This is a genomic window from Sphingomonas sp. (assembly GCF_019749955.1).
In the GTDB taxonomy this organism is placed as follows: Bacteria; Pseudomonadota; Alphaproteobacteria; order Sphingomonadales; family Sphingomonadaceae; genus Sphingomonas.
This window is the reverse complement of record NZ_JAIEPC010000014.1, coordinates 139164-157704: the sequence shown is the minus strand read 5'-3', so window position 1 is coordinate 157704 and position 18541 is coordinate 139164. Positions and strand designations below refer to the sequence as shown.

Below are 18541 nucleotides of genomic sequence, written 5' to 3'. Positions count from 1 at the left end.
GGTGTAAGCAAGCTGCCATGGCGCTTCCCAACCCCACCGATCTTGCCGTCCCCGGCTTTGTCGCGCTGGTGCTGATCGAAATGATCGCCGTGAAGCTGACCCATCCCCAACGCTATGAACCGCGCGACACGCTGACGTCGCTCGGTCTCGGGCTGGGGAGTGTCGTTTCGGGCGTGATCTTCGGCGGACTGCTCGGCGGTTTTGCGCTGGCGGTGTGGCAGTACCGGCTCTTCGACATCGGCTGGCAATGGTATTGGTTCGTCATCGCTTTCGTCGCCGATGATTTCTTTTACTACCTCGTCCACCGCGCCGGACACCGCATCCGCTGGCTATGGGCGAGCCATGTTATCCACCATTCGAGCCAGCATTATAATCTGTCGACGGCGCTGCGGCAGACCTGGACCGGTGCTTTCTCGATGGGCATCCTGATCAAGCTGCCGCTGTTCCTGATCGGCTTTCATCCGGCAATGCTGGCGTTCGTCGGCGGGATCAACCTGATCTACCAATTCTGGATCCATACCGAAGCGATCGACAAGATGCCGCGCTGGTTCGAGGCGGTGATGAACACGCCGAGCCACCACCGCGTCCACCACGCGACCAACCCGCGCTATCTCGACAAAAACTACGCGGGCGTGTTCATCGTGTGGGACAAATGGCTCGGCACTTTCGAGCCCGAGCGCGCCGATGAGCCGCCGCGCTATGGCATCGTCAAGAATCTCGGCAGTTTCAACCTGCTCTGGTCGGCGTTCCATGAATGGGTCGCGATTGCAAAGGACGTGTGGGCCGCGCCGACGCTCACGGCCAAGCTCGGCTATATGCTGATGCCGCCGGGCTGGAGCCACGACGGCAGCCGGGATACGTCCGAAATCATCAAGGCACGCTGGCTACAGCGGCAACAAAGAGAACAACAATTGGGGAGCGACGCGTGGAAGAAACCGATATCGTCGTCATCGGCGGCGGATCAGGCGGCAGCGCCGTCGCCGGTCGCCTGAGCGAAGGCGGCAAGTATAAGGTCACCTTGCTCGAAGCGGGCGGCAACAACACCGGCTATCGCACGCGCATTCCGGGGATGATCCCGTTTCAGACGCCCGCGACCAACTGGCAGTTCGAAACGGTGCCGCAAGTGGGGCTCAACGGACGGCGCGGCTATCAGCCGCGCGGCAAGGGGCTGGGCGGCTCATCGGCGATCAACGCGATGGTCTATATCCGCGGCAATGCGTGGGATTATGACAATTGGGCGGCGATGGGCTGCGACGGTTGGCGCTATGACGAGGTGCTGCCCTATTTCAAGCGCGCCGAGACCAATGTGCGCGGCGGCGATGAATATCATGGCGGTGACGGCCCGCTCTGGGTGAGCGAACAGACCAGCCCCAATCCCGGCACAATGGCGTTTATCGAGGCAGGCGCGAACCTCCAGATTCCGCGCAACGACGATTTCAACGGCGCGCGGCAGGACGGGATCGGCCTTTATCAAGTGACACAAAAGGGTGGCGAGCGCTGGAGCGCGTCGCGCGGCTATATCGAGCCACACCGCGACCGCGCCAATCTGCGCATCGAAACCGGGGTGACGGTTGAACGCGTGCTGTTCGACGAAGGCCGCGCCTGGGGCGTTGCCTATCTCCAAAAGGGTGAGGCCAAGGAGTTGCGCGCGCGCCGTGCGGTGATTCTTGCAGGCGGCGTGTTTGGTACGCCGCAAATCCTGATGCTGTCAGGCATCGGCCCGGCCGCGCATCTCGCTGAGCATGGCATTGCGGTGCGGATCGATCGCGGCGAAGTTGGCGGCAATCTGCAGGATCACCTCGATTATGTCGCGTCGTACGAATGCGATGATACGCGTTTCCTGGGGCAAACGCTGACCGGGCAGATCAACGGGCTGAAATCCTTTTGGCAATGGTTCACCAAGCGCAGCGGCGCGATGACATCGCCCTATGCCGAAGGCGGCGCCTTCCTGAAAGTCGATCCCGACTCGCCCTGCCCCGATGTCCAGCTCCATTTCGTGATTGCCGCGCTTGAGGATCACGGCCGCACCAAGGTGAAGGCGCATGGCTTTTCGGGGCATGTCTGCGTGCTGCGACCCGAGAGCAAAGGCACGGTGCGGCTCGCCTCGACCGATGCGCGCGCCGCGCCGTTGATCGACCCCGCCTTCCTCACCGATCCGCGCGACATCGCGCTGATGAAAAAGGGCATCAAGGCGATGTACCGCATCCTCGAATCGCCGCCGCTCTCTGACTACAACGGCCGCGACCGCAACCCCATTGACCTGAACGACGACGACGCGCTCGACCGGCTGATCCGCGCGCGATCGGACACGATTTATCACCCGGTCGGGACGGCGCGCATGGGGTCGGACGAGGGCGCGGTCTGCGACCCGCAGTTGCGCGTCCGCGGGGTCGAGGGGCTGTATATCGCAGATGCGTCGATCATGCCCAAGCTCGTCAGCGGCAACACCAATGCGCCGTCGATCATGATCGGCGAGCGCTGCGCCGATTTCGTGCGCGCCGATCTAGGCTAAGCTCAAGGGTTTCGCCCCGCCGCTAAAGCGCTTAGGCGGGGGCGATGGCAAAGACCAACTGGCGGCGTATCGGCCTTGTGGCCACCATCCTGTTCGTCCCGGGCGGTTTCCTGCTCGGCGCGTCGATGGCCGCGCGGCGGATGCGCAAGGAAGAGGCCCCCGTGCCGCCCTTACCCGAAACGCCACCCCCCGACAGCGAGCCCCCGGCGCTCAGCTAGAGGATGATGACTCTTCCTTGACCCGTTCGTTTCGAGCGAAGTCGAGAAACAGGCCAAAGGCGACGCGCCAGCGTTTCTCGACGTCGCTCGAAACAAGCGGATGGGTGGTGATTCAGTCCAAAAACCATCCCTCTCCAAAAAAAGGGCCGGTGACTTTCGCCACCGGCCAGTGCGTCCGCAGGAGGAACCTCGGTTGGGCCGCGTCGCACCCCCGTGCGCGCGGCCCGATCTCGTCAATAATTATAGGCGCGCTCGCCATGTTCGTTGATGTCGAGCCCTTCGGCTTCGACTTCGGCCGACGGGCGCAGGCCAATCGTGTATTTGAGCGCCAGGAACAGCACCGCGCTGACCCCGCCCGACCACAGCAGCGTGATGCCGACCGCTTGGAGCTGGACCCAAAGCTGCGTTCCCATGTCGTAAGCGTCGAGAACGGCGGGCGTGACCTTATAGTTGAAGAAGCCCTGCCCACCGAGTGCCGGGTCAGCGCAGATCGCCGTGCCCAGCGCGCCGACGATGCCGCCGACGCAGTGGACGCCGAACACATCGAGCGAGTCGTCATATTTCAGCGCGCGCTTCACCGTGGTCACGAACACGAAGCAGACGCCCGAGGCGACGAAACCGAGCACGATCGACGTCATCGGCGCCGCAAGGCCGCTTGCCGGCGTAATCGCGACGAGACCCGCGACGGCACCCGTTGCGGCCCCCAGCAGCGAGGGCTTTTTGTGGACGAATTGTTCGATCACCGCCCACGCAACTGCGGCGGCTGCCGTCGCGACATAGGTGTTGATGAACGCAACCGTGGTGACGCCATTGGCTTCGAGGTTGGAGCCGGCATTGAAGCCGAACCAGCCGACCCACAGCAGCGACGCGCCGATCATCGTCATCGTCAGCGAATGTGGCGGCATCGGATCCTTGTTATAGCCGACGCGCGGCCCGATGATCAGGCAGCCGACGAGGCCCGCGATCCCGGCATTGATGTGGACGACGGTACCGCCCGCGAAATCGAGCGCGCCCTTGCCCCACAGATAGCCGGTATCCGTCGGATTGGCGGGGAGGAAATCCGGGCCTGCCCAATACCAGACCATGTGCGCGATCGGGAAATAGGCAAGCGTCAGCCAGGCCACGACGAAAATCATCAGCGGGGTGAATTTCACCCGCTCGGCAAAGGCGCCGACGATCAGCGCGGGGGTGATGCACGCGAAGGTCATCTGGAAGATGACGAAGGCATATTCGGGCAAGTACACGCCGTTCGAGAAGGTCGCGGCAAACGTGCTTGCATCGACGCCCTGCAGCATCACCTTGGACAGGCCGCCGATGAACGGCGCGGTCGCACCGCTACCCGCCGTGAAGGCAAGGCTATAGCCCCAGCACACCCAGACAAGGCTGGCGACCGACACGATCATCAACACCTGCATCAGGATGCTCAGCATGTTCTTGGTGCGCACCAGCCCGCCATAGAAGAGCGCGAGCCCCGGCACCGACATCATCAGCACCAGCACCGATGAAATCAGCATCCACGTCGTGTCGCCCTTGTTGACCATCGCCGCTGTGGGCTGGAATGGCGCCGCCGGTGCCTGGGCAAGGGCCGGGACGGCATAGGCGAGCCCGAGCATCGCAATGCCCGCTGCCGCCATCTTCAAATTCTTGGTCATAATCCCCCTCACAGCCCCAATCACAGTGCGGTCTCGTCGGTTTCGCCAGTGCGGATGCGCACAGCCGAATCGATATCGAGGATGAAAATCTTGCCGTCGCCGATCGCGCCGGTCTGCGCCGCTGCCTGGATCGTCTCGGCGACACGCGGCGCGAGATCGGCACTGCACGCGATCTCGATCTTGATCTTCGGCACCATCGATGTGGTGTATTCGGCGCCGCGATAGATTTCGGTCTGGCCCTTCTGCCGCCCAAAGCCGCGCACTTCGGTGACGGTCATGCCCGCCGCCCCGATCGCGGTGAGCGCTTCGCGCACCTCGTCGAGCTTGAATGGTTTGATAATCGCGATGACGAGCTTCACATGGATCCCCCGGCTATTGCCACGGCAGATCGCTACGCAAACACCGTGCCAAACGTAATTCTACGTTAATCTGTGTGAATCGGCGTTAGGATCATGTCGCAGCGCGGTGGATTTTTGTGCAGTTGCGAAGGGCTGCCTGTTTTTTCAGCAGTCTAGCCCTGCGCCGCCGCGACGATCGCGCGTGCGTCGGCAAGGTCGCTGTCGTCGACCATCACCCGCACCGGGATGAAATATTGGCTGCCGTCGGCGATGCTCGCGCCTTCGTCAAACGCGACCGCCGGGATGCCCTGCGCGTCAAGCGCGCAGATCACGATATTGGCTTCGTTCTTCGAGAAGCGACCGAGTTCAGCCAGCGGCACCGGGTCAGGCGTCCCACGCAGGCATCGCCGTCTGCACTGTCACCGGCAGGCCATCGATGCTGTGCGTCCGCTCGGCAATCCGCGCGAGGCGTTCGACGGGGTCCTGCTGGGCGTGATATTTGACCAGCGTGCGGCGCTCGGCGTCGAAGGTCATGCGCGGCACGCCCCAGCCGCAGCTTTCCTGCACGCTGTCGACCGCGATGTCGAAGATCTGGCGCGCACCGGGCAGGCGTGGAAAATGGCTGGCTAGAGAGACGTACTCTGGCGTCCCGGCCACCACCGCATGCCCGCGTCCGTAAAGCCGCAGGATCAGCGCGGGATTGTCGAACGCGCAGAACATGATCGTGATGCGGCCATCGGCGGCGAGATGCGCATGCGTCTCATTCCCCGACCCGCCGAGATCGAGATAGCCGACGCGATTGTCGCCCAGCACGCGAAACGCATCCATCCCCTTGGGGCTCAGGTTGATCCGCGCGCCTTCGGCCGCAGTCGCCACGAAGAAGATCGGCTGGCGCGCGATGAAGGCGCGGTGATCATCGTTCAGGGCAGTGAAGAACTCGGACATCGGCGACCTCCGCATTGACGCGCATGACTGATGCGCATAAATTATGCGCATGAAGATCGATTCCATCGCTTCCGGCAAGCGCAAGGCCGTCAATCTATCGCTCGACACAGGCGTCGTCGAGGCTGCCCGCGCGGCTGGCTTGAACCTGAGCCAGATTTGCGAAGCGGCATTGCGCGAGGCGAGTCGAAGCGAACGTGCGCGCCAATGGCGCGAGGAGAATCGCGAGTGGGCTGATTCGGTCAATCGCTGGATTGATGAGCGTGGTCTGCCGCTCGAGCGCTACCGCCTGTTCTGATGGCGCAGTCTGACGTCTACATATTGATGGATGGCGGCATGGTCGTCGACTGCCAGGCAGATCATTTCGGGGGCATCGCGACGCGCCTTGTGGTGCCGCTTGAACCCGTCAGCCAGAGCCATCGGCAAGAACCCCGGCTCAACCCAATATTCTCAGTGAACGGCGAAGACGTGATGTTGATGACGCAATTTGCAACAGCGATTCGCGCCGCCGAACTACGTAAGCCCATCGCGTCGCTCGATCATGCACGCCTGGAGATCATCTCTGCCTTCGATATGTTGCTTACTGGCGTTTGAACGGCGCTAAACCGCCGTCCCGCCCACCGTCAGCCCGTCGACCAGCAAGGTGGGTTGCCCAACGCCAGCGGGCACGCTCTGGCCGCCCTTGCCGCACATGCCGACGCCTTCGTCGAGCGCGAAATCGTTGCCGATGCCGATCACGCGGGTGAGCACGCTCGGCCCGTCGCCGATCAAGGTCGCGCCCTTGATCGGCGCGCCGATGCGGCCATTCTCGACCAGATAGGCCTCGGTGCAGCTGAACACGAATTTGCCCGACACGATATCGACCTGCCCGCCGCCGAAGCTCTTGGCGAAGATGCCCTTTTTCACGCGGCCCAGCAGCTCGGCGGGGTTGTCGCGCCCGCCGCGCATGAAGGTGTTGGTCATGCGCGGCATCGGCGCGTGCGCGAAGCTCTCTCGCCTGCCGTTGCCCGTTGGCGCGACGCCCATCAGCCGTGCGTTGAGCCGGTCCTGGATATAGCCCTTCAGAATGCCGTCCTCGATCAGCGTCGTTTCCTGCGTCGGCGTGCCTTCGTCGTCGATCGACAGCGACCCGCGCCGATCGTTGAGCGAACCGTCGTCGACCACCGTCACGCCGGGCGCCGCGACGCGCTCCCCGATGCGGCCTGAAAAGGCACTGGTGCCCTTGCGGTTGAAATCGCCCTCAAGCCCGTGGCCGATCGCTTCGTGGAGCAGGATGCCGGGCCAGCCGGGGCCGAGCAGCACCGTCATTTCGCCCGCCGGTGCATCGACCGCGTCGAGATTGACCAATGCCTGCGCCAGCGCTTCGTCGATGGCGCGGTTCCAGACCTCGGGCGAGGTGACCTGATCATAGAGGTAGCGCCCGCCCAGCCCGAAGGTGCCCGTCTCGCGGCGGCCATTCTGCTCCACGACCATCGAGACGTTGAGGCGCACCAGCGGGCGGATGTCGGTCGCGACAAAGCCATCGGCGCGGACGATTTCAACGACGCTCCACGATCCCGACAGCGACACCGATACCTGGGCGACGCGCGGATCGCGCGCGCGCGCGGCAGCGTCGATCGTCTGGCACAGGTTCACCTTGTCGGCGAAGGGCATCAGGTCGAGCGGATCGGCGCCGGTGTAGAGGTGGCGATTGGTACCCTGCGGCGGTGGCGCCTTGGGGCCGGTGGCGGGATCGATCAGTGCCATCGTCTCGGCCGCGCGCTTGATCGCGGCGGCGCTGATTTCGCTCGAATGCGCGAACGCCGTCGTCTCGCCCGACACCGCGCGCAGGCCAAAACCGGCGTGCGAATCATAGCTGGCGGTCTTCAGTCGACCATCGTCGAAGCCGAATGCCTCGGCTTTGCGATATTGCAGGTAAAGCTCACCGTCATCGGCATGCGCGAGCGCCTGCGCGGTCAGCGCTTGCGCTTCGGCGGGGTCGAGCGTGGCGGCATAGAGGAAAGCGCGGGGGTCTGTCGGGCTGGTCATGCCCGGCAATATAGGGGCATCAGGCGGCGGCGCCAGCCACCCCGTCGGTATCCGCCGGGCCGCCGATCAGCACGAAGCGCCGGTCGCAATAGCCGCAATCGACGAAACCGCGCTCGTCGATCTCCAGAAACACGCGCGGATGGCCGAGCGCAGCGGGAATCCCGGCATGCGCGCCGTCGCAGGCAACGCGGGGTGCGCTAACGCGCGTGGTTTCGGGTGGCGGGATCATGGCGCTCGCGATAGCAATGCCGGGGAACCACAGCAACACAGGATCGCGCGCATGGCATCGAAGACTCTCGCGCTGATGCTCGCAGGCCTGGCGGTGACGGTGGCGCCCGCTGCCGCACAAACCGCACCGGGTGCGGTGACGCTGACGTCGATCCGCGCCGGGATGGCGGGGAGCTGGAAGGGGCAGCTCGAATATCGCGACTATCAGGCCGACCGCTGGTTCGGCTTGCCGGTGCAGGTGCGGATCGAGATCATGCGCGATGGGCTGACGCTGATCCGTCACGCCGATTTCGATGATGGCCCGAAGACCGGCATCGTCACGATCACGACCGCCGCGCTGCTCGATCCCGCCACCGGGCGCGAGCAGAGTGTAAGCTTCCGCAAGGGGCGCGACGCCGAACTCGACACCGCGACAATGCGCCTGACGCGCGCCGAGGCTGCCGATCGCTGGACGATCGAGGAAGTGCAGGACGGCCGCGATGACGACCGCCCGGCGCGCATCCGCGAAACCACCAAGCGCGACGGCGCGACGATGGTGACGCTGAAGGAAGTCGATTTCCTTGACGACAAGACCGAGACGTGGCTGACGCGCAATCGCACCACGCTGACGCGGGAGTAGAGCTTTCGATGTCCGACACGCCGTCTATCGGCGCCTTCGCGATTGTGCCGAGCAACGACCTGCCGGGGGCCATCCCCTTTTGGGAGCGGCTCGGCTTCGCCCGCACCGGCGGGTCGCACGAATACATCATCATGACCGGCTGGGGCTGCGAAGTGCATCTCATCCAGGCCGGGAGCGGCCCGTGGCGCGTGCCCGCCGACCATAATCCCTTCGGCGTCTTCATCCGCACGCCCGACGTCGACGCGATTGCCGCAAGGGTCGACGATCTGGTCATCCGCCCCGGCGGCGTGCTGCGCCACCGCGAATGGGGGCTGTACGAAGTCGGCATTGCTGGCCCGGATGGCCTGCTGGTCCGCATCGGCTGGCCGTCGGCGCTGATGGAGCGATAGGCGGGCGCCGAAAATATTTGGCGGCGCTGCTTTCGCGGCTTAAGCGGCAAGGATGACCGACGCCGCCATTTCGATCGACCGCCTGTCCAAAACCTATGCGGGCGGCAAGCGCGCGCTCGATGAGGTGAGCTTCGACGTCCCGCGCGGGCAAATCTTCGGGCTGCTCGGGCCGAACGGGGCGGGCAAGTCGACCCTCATCAATATCCTCGCCGGCCTCGTCAACAAGACCAGTGGCAGTGCGTCGATCTGGGGCTTCGACATCGACGCGCACCCGCGCAATGCCAAGGCGTCGATCGGCATCGTCAATCAGGAAATCCTGTTCGACCCCTTCTTCACCCCGTTCGAGACGCTCGAAATCCAGGCGGGTCTCTACGGCGTCCCCAAGGCCCAGCGGCGATCGATGGAGCTGCTGCGCGCAGTCCATCTGGAGGACAAGGCCAAGGCCTATTCGCGCACGCTGTCGGGCGGCATGAAGCGGCGGTTGATGGTAGCAAAAGCAATGGTCCACACCCCGCCGGTGCTGGTCCTCGACGAGCCGACCGCAGGGGTCGACATCGAACTGCGCCAGCAGCTCTGGGCTTATGTGCGCGAACTCAACCAGGGCGGCGTGACGGTGGTGCTGACGACGCATTATCTGGAGGAAGCCGAGCAGCTCTGCGACCGGATCGCGATCATCAACCACGGCAAGCTGATCGCGAACGAGCCGACGCGGGCTTTGGTCGGGATGGCGACCGAGAAGCTCGTCGAAGTGACGGTCGACCGTGACGTCACGGCGGCACCCAGCGATGCAGCCTTCCACAAGATCGAGCTGAAGGGCGAGCGCGTGCTGTCGATCACCTACCAAAAGGACCGCGTGAATGCCGGCCAGGTGCTCGCGGCGGTGCAGGCCAACGGCTACGGCATCGTCGACGTCTCGACCCGCGAGGCCGATCTGGAGGATGTGTTCCTCAATCTGACGCGGGCCACGAACTGATGGACGAGATTGAAGGGCCTGAAGACGGGAGCGAGACCGAGCCTGGCTCGAAGCGTTCAGCTAGGCGACGCGCCGACGAGATCAAGCAATTTCGCTGCAAGAATCTGATCGCTGTCATCGAAAACCCGACCGACATCAAGAATATTGGCACGGTGATCCGGAACGTGAACGCACTCGGCGTGGAGAAAGTCTGTGTCGTGGACAGCCGGAAGTCGCTACCCGATGACTGGCAAGAATTGCGCGAGCGGAAGGCCATTTCGAAAACCTCGGTTTCCGCTGTAAAATGGACCTTCGTGAAACGTTTCGACAGCACCGAGGAATGCTTCAATCATCTTGAACGAAAGAACTTCAGGTCCATCGTCACCTCGCCGCATGTGAAGGGCAAGGCGCACGCCTATCTGCATGAGGCAGATTTCGCTGCCTTTACCAAATTGGCCGTCTGGTTCGGCAGCGAAGCAGTGGGCATCAGCGACGCAGCCGTTGCGCGAAGCGAAATGACGGTCAGTATTCCGATGTTTGGGATGATCGAAAGCCTGAACCTTGGCACAAGCTCCGGCATTGTCTTGTACGAGGTTGCAAGGCAACGACGCGACTATCAAAGCAAGTACCGGCTTCGAGACAAGCGTGGACCGCGCGCCAACCCTCTGCCGACCGTCATCGCCCAAAAGGACACGCCAGAACAATAATGGCAAACGATCCGCATCAATCCGACGTCCTCATCATCGGTTCCGGCGCCGCGGGCCTCACCGCTGCGCTCAACCTCGCCGATCAGTTCAAGGTCACCGTGCTCGCCAAGGGGCGGCTCAACGAAGGGTCGACTGCCTGGGCGCAGGGCGGGATCGCGGCGGTGCTCGAGGAAGGCGATACCTTCGACAGCCATATCGAGGATACGATGACCGCTGGCGCGGGGCTCAACGATCGCAAGACCGTCGAGTTCGTGGTCGAAGGCGCGCCGCGCGCGATTGCGCGGCTGGTCGAGCTGGGCGTGCCGTTCAACATGGACGGCAACGGGCTGCATCTGACGCGCGAGGGCGGGCATAGCCACCGCCGCATCGTCCATGTCGCCGACGCGACCGGCTGGGCGGTGCAGGAGGCGCTGCAGCACGCGGCCGAAATCCACCCCAACATCACGCTCGTGCCCGACATGGTCGCGATCGATCTTGCGACCGGCAAGCATGAGGAGCGCTATTCGGGCTCCGGGCATGTGTGGGGCGTCTATGCCGTCAACCGCGCGACGGGCCGCGTCGAGCTGTTCACCGCGCGCGCGACTTTGCTCGCGACCGGCGGTGCGGGGCGGACCTATCTCTATTCGACGGCACCCCGAGGTGCGACCGGCGACGGCATCGCGATGGCGTGGCGGGCGGGGGCGCGCGTCGCCAATATGGAATTCATGCAATTCCACCCGACCTGCCTCTATAATCTCGACGTCAAGAATTTCCTGATCACCGAAGCGGTGCGGGGCGAGGGCGGGCATCTGCTGCTGCCTGAAAGCGGCTATCGCTTCATGCCCGATTTCGATCCGCGCGCTGAACTGGCGCCGCGCGACATTGTGGCGCGCGCGATCGATCATGAGATCAAGCGGCTCGGGCTCGATTATGTCCATCTCGACATCAGCCACATGGGCCCCGATTTCGTCCGCGAGCATTTCCCGACAATCTACGAAAAGCTGCTCGGGCTCGGTATCGACATGACGGTCGATCCGATCCCGGTGGTGCCCGCGCAACATTACACCTGCGGCGGGATCGTCGTCGATCTCGACGGGCGGACCGACTTGCCGGGGCTTTATGCGGCGGGCGAATGCAGCGAGAGCGGCTTGCATGGCGCCAATCGGCTTGCGTCCAACTCGCTGCTCGAATGTTTCGTGATCGGCGAGAGCGCGGCGCAGCATATCGCCGCGCATTGGGACGATCTGCCACCGCCGCCGCCGATCCGCGCGTGGGACGAAAGCCGCGTCGCCGACAGCGACGAGGAAGTCGTGATCAAGCAGAACTGGACCGAAATCCGCCGCTTCATGTGGAATTATGTCGGCATCGTGCGCACCACCAAGCGGCTCGAACGCGCGCAGCACCGCATCCGCATGCTGACCGAAGAGGTTGCCGATTATTACGGCCATTTCCGCGTGACGCCCGATCTGATCGAGCTGCGCAACCTGCTCCAGACCGCCGATCTGATCGTGCGGTGCGCGCTTGCCCGCAAGGAAAGCCGGGGGCTGCACTATACGCTCGATTATCCCGAGCTGCTGCCCAACGCCGTCGACACGGTGTTGATCCCTTAATCGCGCGCCCATTTTGGCGATTCGTCGCTTAAATCGGGCATTTGGGCGCTTCGCACGCCATGGGGTGATACCCCGGCAACCCTATGCCGGTCATGACATCGTGCAGCATGACCGCCATCGCCTTGAATCGACACCAGAACCGGACCCTGCCGCATTTTCGTGCGCTGATGGGCGCGGCGGTGGCGTTTGTGATTCTCGCCGGGTGCCAGTCGACCGAGCTGCCGCGCGTCGCGGTGGCCGCCGCGCCGCTTCCTGTCCCGAGCGCGACCATTGTCCCTCCAAAGGCACCGTCAAAGCCGCTGCCGCCCCCGGCGCCGGCTGCGCTGATTGCGACCGTCAATGAGCTGGCGCGCGGTTTTGACGGCAAGGTCGGGATTGCGGTGCGCAGCATCGACCGCGACTGGCAGGTCGCGGCCAATGGCGATCTGCCGCTGCCCCAGCAAAGCGTGAGCAAGCTGTGGGTGGCGATGGCGGTGCTCGACGCGCGCGATCAGGGGCGGTTGACGCTCGACGATCCGGTGACGGTGACGCGCGAGGATTTGACGCTGTTCCACCAGCCGATTGCGGCGATGGTGAAGGGCGATGGCTATAAGACCACCGTCAGCGAATTGCTCCAGCGCGCGCTGACGCAGAGCGACAACACCGCCAACGACCGGTTGCTGCGCTTTGTCGGCGGGCCCGATGCGGTGCGCGATTTCGTCCGCCGCAAGCAACTCGGCACGATCCGCTTCGGCCCCGGCGAACGCCTGCTCCAGAGCCAGACTGCGGGGCTGCAATGGCAATCGGGCTTTGCCACCGGCAACAGCTTTATCCGCGCGCGCGCGCAACTGCCGATTGAAACGCGGGTGAAGGCGTTTGATGCCTATATCGCCGATCCGCCCGATGGCGCCGCACCGGTCGCGATTGCGGGGGCACTGGCGAAGCTGAAGCGCGGGACGCTGCTGTCGCCCAGCTCGACGCAATATCTGATCAGCACGATGGAATCGTCGAAGACGGGCCGCCAGCGGCTGCGCGGGGCGGTGCCCGAGGGCTGGAGCGTCGGCCACAAGACCGGCACCGGTCAGGATCTGGCGGGCCGCACGGCGGGCTATAATGACGTCGGCATTTTGGTCGCGCCCGACGGGCGGTCCTATGCGATTGCGGTGATGATCGGCGACACCCCGCGCCCGGTTGCCGAGCGTCAGGCGCTGATGCAATCGGTGGTGGCAGCAGTGGTGGCGAACCACTCGTAAGCCGATCCTGCTGACAGGTTCGAGCGCAAGCAGCGGGATGCCTTGAACGCGCATGCGGCGCAAACTGCCAGTATGGAACACGACACTATCGCGGTTGGCCGCACGGAGAACTGGGGCGCCATCTCAGCCACGCTCGATGCGCAGGGCTGGGCGGTATTGCCCGCCCTCGTCTCGCCCGAACAAGCGCAAGCCACTGCCGCGCTGTTCGACGAGGACGCGCGCTTCCGCAGCCGCATCGTGATGGCCCGGCACGGCTTTGGGCGCGGGCATTATGGCTATTTCGCGCAGCCGCTACCGCCGCTGGTGGCGCGGTTACGACATGACCTCTATCCCCCACTCGCCATGATCGCCAACCGGTGGCAGGCGCGGATGGGCAGCGACACGCGCTTTCCCGATACGCACGCCGACTTCCTCGCGCGCTGCCATGCTGCCGGCCAGACGCGCCCGACCCCGCTGCTGCTGTGCTATGGCCCCGGCGACTATAACTGCCTGCATCAGGACCTGTACGGCGCGCACGCCTTTCCGTTGCAAGTCGCGATCCTGCTGTCGCAGCCGGGTGCGGACTTCACCGGCGGTAATTTCGTGCTGACCGAGCAGCGCCCGCGCATGCAATCGCGGGTCGATGTCGTCCCGCTCGCGCAGGGCGACGCGGTGGTGTTCGCCGTCAACCAGCGCCCGGTGCGCGGCACGCGCGGCGAGTATCGGGTGACGATGCGTCACGGCGTGGCGACGGTGCGCAGCGGCCAAAGGCATACACTCGGCATCATCTTTCACGACGCGACCTGAGCGCGCGCATCACGCGCTCAATGCGAAATAGTTGGTACGGCGCAACTGTTGGGCTATCCCTTGGCGCATGCCCCATCTCTATCTGGTCGACGGCTCCGGCTATATTTTCCGCGCCTATCACCGGCTGCCGCCGCTCACCAACAAGCATGGCGAGCCGGTCGGCGCGGTCTATGGCTATACGGCGATGCTGTGGAAGCTCGTTGACGAGCTCCACAAGGCCGATGGCCCGACGCATATGGCGGTGGTGCTCGACAAGGGCAGCCATACGTTCCGCAACGATCTGTACGACAAATACAAGGCGCAGCGTCCGCCCGCGCCCGAGGATCTGGTCCCGCAATTTCCGATGATCCGCGACGCGACGCGCGCCTTCAGCCTGCCGTGCATCGAAGAAGCGGGGTTAGAGGCCGATGACATCATCGCGAGCTATGCCAAGGCGGCGCTCGCACAGGGTTGGTCGGTGACGATTGTGTCGTCGGACAAGGATTTGATGCAGCTGATCGAGCCGGGACTCGACCTGTACGACACGATGAACAACCGGCGCCTCGGCGCGGAGCATGTCGTCGAGAAGTTCGGCGTCGGGCCGGAGCGGTTGGGCGATGTGCTCGCGCTGATGGGCGACAGCGTCGATAATGTGCCCGGGGTACCCGGGGTTGGCCCAAAGACCGCGTCGAAGCTGATCCTCGAACATGGCGATCTCGAAGCGGTGCTGGCCGCCGCGCCCGCGATGAAAGCCGGCAAGCTGCGCGACAATCTGATCGAGCATGCCGAAATGGCGCGGCTGAGCCGCGTATTGGTGACGCTGAAGGATGATGCGCCGCTCGCCGATCCGCTCGACTCGCTCGAACTCAAGGGGATTCCCGACGCGCCGCTGCGGGCGTTCCTTGAGCATCACGGCTTCCGCTCGCTGCTGGCGAAGTTATCGGCCGTCGCCGACACGCCGGTCGCGGCGCCCAAGGCGGTCGAGCAGGAGGAAGACCCGCCCTGCAAGCACGACGATTATGAAACCGTGGTCGACGAAGCCGCGCTTGATCGCTGGATTGCCGAGGCGCGGCATCGGGGCTGGGTCGCGGTCGATACCGAGACGACCGGCCTCGATGCAACCCAGGCCGATCTGGTCGGAGTCAGCCTGGCGCTTTCGCCCAATCGCGCCTGTTACGTGCCCGTCGCGCATGGCGGGACCGACATGTTCGCCGAAAAGCCCGATCAGCTCGACAAGGCAGTCGTGATCGCCAAGCTCAAGCCGCTGCTCGAAGACGCGAGCGTGCTCAAGATCGGCCATAACCTGAAATACGACATGATCATTCTCGGGCGGCTGGGCATCGATGTGGCCCCCTTCGACGACACGATTTTGATGAGTTTCGATCTTGATGCGGGGTTGCACGGCCACGGCATGGATGAGTTGGCGGCGACGCATTTGTCGCACCAGTGCATCGCCTTCAAGGATGTCGTCGGTACCGGCAAAAACCAGCGCGGGTTCGCCGAGATCGATCTCAAAACCGCGACCCGCTACGCCGCCGAGGATGCCGATGTGACGCTTCGGCTGTGGCGGCGCTTCAAACCCCGGCTCGCGGCGGAAGGCGCGACCCGCGTCTACGAATTGGTCGACCGTCCGCTGGCGCCGGTGATTGCGCAGATGGAACGCCACGGCATCAAGGTTGATCGCGATCGGCTCGCGCAGCTTTCGGGCGAATTTGCCGGCCAAATGGCGACACTCGAAACCGAGATCCACGGCCTCGCTGGTGGCCAGTTCACGATTGGATCGCCGAAACAGCTCGGCGATGTGCTGTTCGAGCGGATGGGCATCAAGGGCGGTCGCAAGGGCAAGTCGGGGGTCTATTCGACCGACGTGACCGAGCTGGAAAAGATCGCCGCCGACAAGAATTCGCCGGGCGCGGTGATCGCCGCGCGGGTGCTCGACTGGCGGCAATTGTCGAAGCTGAAGTCCACCTACACCGATGCGCTCCAGGCGCAGATCAACCCGCTGACGGGCCGCGTCCACACCAGCTATTCGCTCACCGGCGCGCAGACCGGGCGGTTGTCGTCGACCGATCCGAACTTACAGAACATCCCGATCCGCACCGAAATCGGCCGCCAGATCCGCGATGCCTTCGTGGCGGAACCCGGCAATGTCCTGCTCGCCGCCGATTATTCGCAGATCGAGTTGCGGCTCGCCGCGCATATGGCCGATGTGCCCGCACTCCGCGATGCGTTCGCAAGCGGCGCCGACATCCATAGCATGACCGCGCAGGAGCTTTTCGGCGAGGTCAACCGCGACACGCGCGGGCGTGCCAAGACGATCAACTTCGCGATCCTCTATGGTATCAGCCGCTGGGGCCTCGCCGGGCGGCTCGATGTGAGCGCCGATGAAGCGCAGGCAATGATCGACCGCTATTTTGAGCGTTTCCCGGGCATCAACCGCTACATCGCCGAGACCACGCAATCAGCGCGGGAGCGCGGCTATACCGAGACGCTATTCGGGCGGAAGTGCTGGTTCCCGCGCCTCAAATCTTCGGTCCAGCACGAGCGCCAAGGCGCCGAGCGCGCGGCGATCAATGCGCCGATCCAGGGGACGAGCGCCGACATCATCAAGCGCGCGATGGTCCGCATGGGGCCAGCGCTCGCCGAGGCCGGCCTGCATGACGTCAGGATGCTGCTGCAGGTCCACGACGAACTGGTGTTCGAACTGCCCGAGGGCGATGTCGCGGCCGCGAAGCCGGTGATCGAGCGCGTGATGGCAAGTGCCGCCGAGCCTGCTGTCACGCTGTCGGTACCGCTCGGGGTGGAGATTGGCACCGGGCCGAGCTGGGGCGCCGCGCATTGAGCTCAGCCGCGGCCGCGCCGTCCGACGACATCGCCGCGCTGGCCAAGGGAGGGCGGACCAATGTGTTCGGCTTCGGCTTGCGCCTGCTCGCACGCGTGCCGTTCCTGTTCATTGCCGGGCGGCTCTATGGCCCCGAGACGGTGGGCAAGTTCGCGCTAGCCGTGGTGGCAGTCGAACTCGCCGCGCTGCTCGCCACGCTCGGCATGAAGCGCGGGCTGGCACAGGCGCTGTCGACCACTGACCGCCCGCATGCCCATGTGGCTTGGGATGCGCTCGCGGTCGCGCTATTCGCCTCGATCGCGGCAAGCGCGCTACTGTTTGCGGTGCCGCAGATCATGTACCGGGGCGATCCGCCAGTGGGGATCGCGCATTGGCTGCCCGCGATCATCGTCGCGATTGCCTGGTCCGACATCAGCCTGGCCGCCCTTGCCTATCGCCGCAATCTGCGCGCGACCGTCACCGCGCGCGCGATCGTCGAGCCGTGGACGATCAGCATCGCGGCGGTGCCGATGTGGTATTACAGCCCGCACGACGGGCTCGAAATCGCCTATATGCTGTCGATGGTCGCGGCAGTGGTCGCTTCGCTGATCCCGTTTGTGCGCAGCTATGGCGTGCCAATCGGCTGGAAGCCGCGATTGGGCACGATATTGGGACTGGCGTGGGCGAATGTGCCGCTGGCGGGCGCCGATGCGATCGAATGGGCGACGCGCAACATCGACCGCTTCATCGTCGGCCAGCTCTTCCCGCCCGCCATCGTCGGCATTTATTATATGGCGCAACAGATCGCGTCGCTACCGGGGCGGCTGAAGACCAGTTTCGATCCGATTCTGGGGCCGGTGATTACCCAAAGCCTTGCGATCGGCGACCGCGCCGCCGTTGCTGCGCAAGTGCGGCAAGTCGGATTCTGGATCATTGCGGCGCAGGGGTGTCTGGCGCTGATGGGGTCGATTCCGGGCAAGGCCGTGATGGGGACGATCGGCCCGCAATTTGTCTACGGCACCGCCGCGCTCGCCTTTCTGCTCGTCGCCGAAGTGCTCGCCGCAACCGGATCGACCTGCGAAAGCGCGCTCGTTTATGTCGCGCGGCACTGGAATCTGCTGATTTCGGGGGTGATGCTGGCGTTGCAGATCGCGCTTAGCTTTGGCCTGATTTTCCTGATGCGGGAGTGGGGCTGGCCCGACAATTATCAGGCGGCGGGGCCAGCGATTGCGCTGATGGCGTCGCTGGCGATCACCTCGCTGGTGAAGGCGTGGTTGCTGCGTCGGTTGCTCGGTGCGCCGGTGTCGGGCTGGCGCTGGCAATTGGCGGTCGCGGCGGGCACGGCGGTCGCGCTGGGCGGCGGGTTCACGTTGCTGCCGCATCGCTTCGAATGGACGCAGCTGGTGATCGGCTTGCCGGTGATGGCGGCCAGCTATTTGTTCGTGATCTGGCGCGTGGCGTTCAAGGCCGAGGACCGCGCGCTGTTCAAACGGATGCCGACACCAGCGGCTTAGAGCGCGATGGCTTAAAGTCGAATCCCAACCCAGCC

The 18541-nt window shown here is 64.5% G+C and carries 20 protein-coding genes; 14 read left to right on the top strand and 6 right to left on the bottom strand.

Annotated elements, in window-relative coordinates; all coding sequences use genetic code 11:
- Positions 1-17 precede the first annotated feature (17 nt).
- From K2W81_RS05015 to K2W81_RS05005, 3 genes are read left to right on the top strand one after another with little or no spacing between them, the layout of a single operon-like run.
- Positions 18-992, top strand: a complete 975-nt coding sequence (locus K2W81_RS05015; RefSeq protein ID WP_294101921.1) for a sterol desaturase family protein — start codon at positions 18-20, stop codon at positions 990-992.
- Positions 926-2512, top strand: a complete 1587-nt coding sequence (locus K2W81_RS05010) for a GMC family oxidoreductase N-terminal domain-containing protein (protein ID WP_294101920.1) — start codon at positions 926-928, stop codon at positions 2510-2512. The genes K2W81_RS05015 and K2W81_RS05010 overlap by 67 nt, the downstream gene beginning before the upstream one ends.
- Positions 2513-2556: 44 nt before the next feature.
- Positions 2557-2730: a hypothetical protein gene (locus K2W81_RS05005; RefSeq protein WP_294101919.1), complete on the top strand. Its 174-nt coding sequence runs from the start codon at positions 2557-2559 to the stop codon at positions 2728-2730.
- 233 nt (positions 2731-2963) lie between these two features.
- On the opposite strand, the gene K2W81_RS05000 is transcribed toward K2W81_RS05005, so the two are convergent.
- The 4 genes from K2W81_RS05000 to K2W81_RS04985 form a co-directional block, all read right to left on the bottom strand.
- Positions 2964-4382: an ammonium transporter gene (locus tag K2W81_RS05000; protein WP_294101918.1), complete on the bottom strand. Its 1419-nt coding sequence runs from the start codon at positions 4380-4382 to the stop codon at positions 2964-2966.
- A gap of 20 nt (positions 4383-4402) precedes the next feature.
- The gene (locus K2W81_RS04995; protein WP_294101917.1) at positions 4403-4741 is read right to left on the bottom strand and encodes a P-II family nitrogen regulator; all 339 of its coding nucleotides are present in this window, start codon (positions 4739-4741) and stop codon (positions 4403-4405) included.
- A 152-nt stretch (positions 4742-4893) separates the two neighbouring features.
- A complete protein-coding gene (locus K2W81_RS04990) occupies positions 4894-5100 on the bottom strand; it encodes a DUF2007 domain-containing protein (protein WP_294101916.1) in 207 nt (68 codons plus the stop codon).
- A 4-nt stretch (positions 5101-5104) separates the two neighbouring features.
- Positions 5105-5665: a pyridoxamine 5'-phosphate oxidase family protein gene (locus K2W81_RS04985; protein WP_294101915.1), complete on the bottom strand. Its 561-nt coding sequence runs from the start codon at positions 5663-5665 to the stop codon at positions 5105-5107.
- A 43-nt stretch (positions 5666-5708) separates the two neighbouring features.
- On the opposite strand from K2W81_RS04985, the gene K2W81_RS04980 reads away from it, so the two are divergent.
- Together K2W81_RS04980 and K2W81_RS04975 are read left to right on the top strand one after the other, a co-directional pair.
- Positions 5709-5960 carry a type II toxin-antitoxin system CcdA family antitoxin gene (locus K2W81_RS04980; protein WP_366932211.1) on the top strand — a complete coding sequence of 84 codons (252 nt, stop codon included), beginning with the start codon at positions 5709-5711 and terminating at the stop codon, positions 5958-5960.
- Positions 5960-6256, top strand: a complete 297-nt coding sequence (locus K2W81_RS04975; protein WP_294101914.1) for a CcdB family protein — start codon at positions 5960-5962, stop codon at positions 6254-6256. Before K2W81_RS04980 ends, K2W81_RS04975 begins: the two co-directional genes overlap by 1 nt.
- Before the next feature lie 6 nt (positions 6257-6262).
- Here K2W81_RS04975 and tldD read toward each other — a convergent pair whose 3' ends face one another.
- On the bottom strand, positions 6263-7690 hold the full coding sequence (gene tldD, locus K2W81_RS04970) for a metalloprotease TldD (RefSeq protein WP_294101913.1): 1428 nt from the start codon (positions 7688-7690) through the stop codon (positions 6263-6265).
- Between the two features lie 19 nt (positions 7691-7709).
- A complete protein-coding gene (locus tag K2W81_RS04965; RefSeq protein WP_294101912.1) occupies positions 7710-7919 on the bottom strand; it encodes a zinc-finger domain-containing protein in 210 nt (69 codons plus the stop codon).
- 51 nt (positions 7920-7970) lie between these two features.
- Between K2W81_RS04965 and K2W81_RS04960 the strand changes: the two genes are divergently transcribed.
- From K2W81_RS04960 to K2W81_RS04920, 9 genes are all read left to right on the top strand, one after another.
- On the top strand, positions 7971-8537 hold the full coding sequence (locus K2W81_RS04960) for a hypothetical protein (RefSeq protein ID WP_294101911.1): 567 nt from the start codon (positions 7971-7973) through the stop codon (positions 8535-8537).
- Between the two features lie 8 nt (positions 8538-8545).
- On the top strand, positions 8546-8926 hold the full coding sequence (locus tag K2W81_RS04955) for a VOC family protein (RefSeq protein WP_294101910.1): 381 nt from the start codon (positions 8546-8548) through the stop codon (positions 8924-8926).
- Between the two features lie 52 nt (positions 8927-8978).
- Entirely contained in the window at positions 8979-9899 is a 921-nt protein-coding gene (locus K2W81_RS04950; protein ID WP_294101909.1) for an ABC transporter ATP-binding protein, read from the top strand.
- Entirely contained in the window at positions 9899-10585 is a 687-nt protein-coding gene (locus K2W81_RS04945; protein ID WP_294101908.1) for an RNA methyltransferase, read from the top strand. Before K2W81_RS04950 ends, K2W81_RS04945 begins: the two co-directional genes overlap by 1 nt.
- A complete protein-coding gene (gene nadB / locus K2W81_RS04940) occupies positions 10585-12174 on the top strand; it encodes an L-aspartate oxidase (protein WP_294101907.1) in 1590 nt (529 codons plus the stop codon). The genes K2W81_RS04945 and nadB overlap by 1 nt, the downstream gene beginning before the upstream one ends.
- 107 nt (positions 12175-12281) lie before the next feature.
- Positions 12282-13406 (top strand): class A beta-lactamase, encoded by a 1125-nt coding sequence (gene bla, locus K2W81_RS04935; protein ID WP_294101906.1) that lies wholly within the window; start codon positions 12282-12284, stop codon positions 13404-13406.
- Positions 13407-13478: 72 nt separating this feature from the next.
- Positions 13479-14192 (top strand): 2OG-Fe(II) oxygenase, encoded by a 714-nt coding sequence (locus tag K2W81_RS04930; RefSeq protein WP_294101905.1) that lies wholly within the window; start codon positions 13479-13481, stop codon positions 14190-14192.
- 67 nt (positions 14193-14259) lie between these two features.
- A complete protein-coding gene (gene polA, locus K2W81_RS04925) occupies positions 14260-17013 on the top strand; it encodes a DNA polymerase I (RefSeq protein ID WP_294101904.1) in 2754 nt (917 codons plus the stop codon).
- Positions 17010-18506: an oligosaccharide flippase family protein gene (locus K2W81_RS04920; RefSeq protein ID WP_294101903.1), complete on the top strand. Its 1497-nt coding sequence runs from the start codon at positions 17010-17012 to the stop codon at positions 18504-18506. The genes polA and K2W81_RS04920 overlap by 4 nt, the downstream gene beginning before the upstream one ends.
- The last annotated feature ends 35 nt before the right edge of the window (positions 18507-18541 follow it).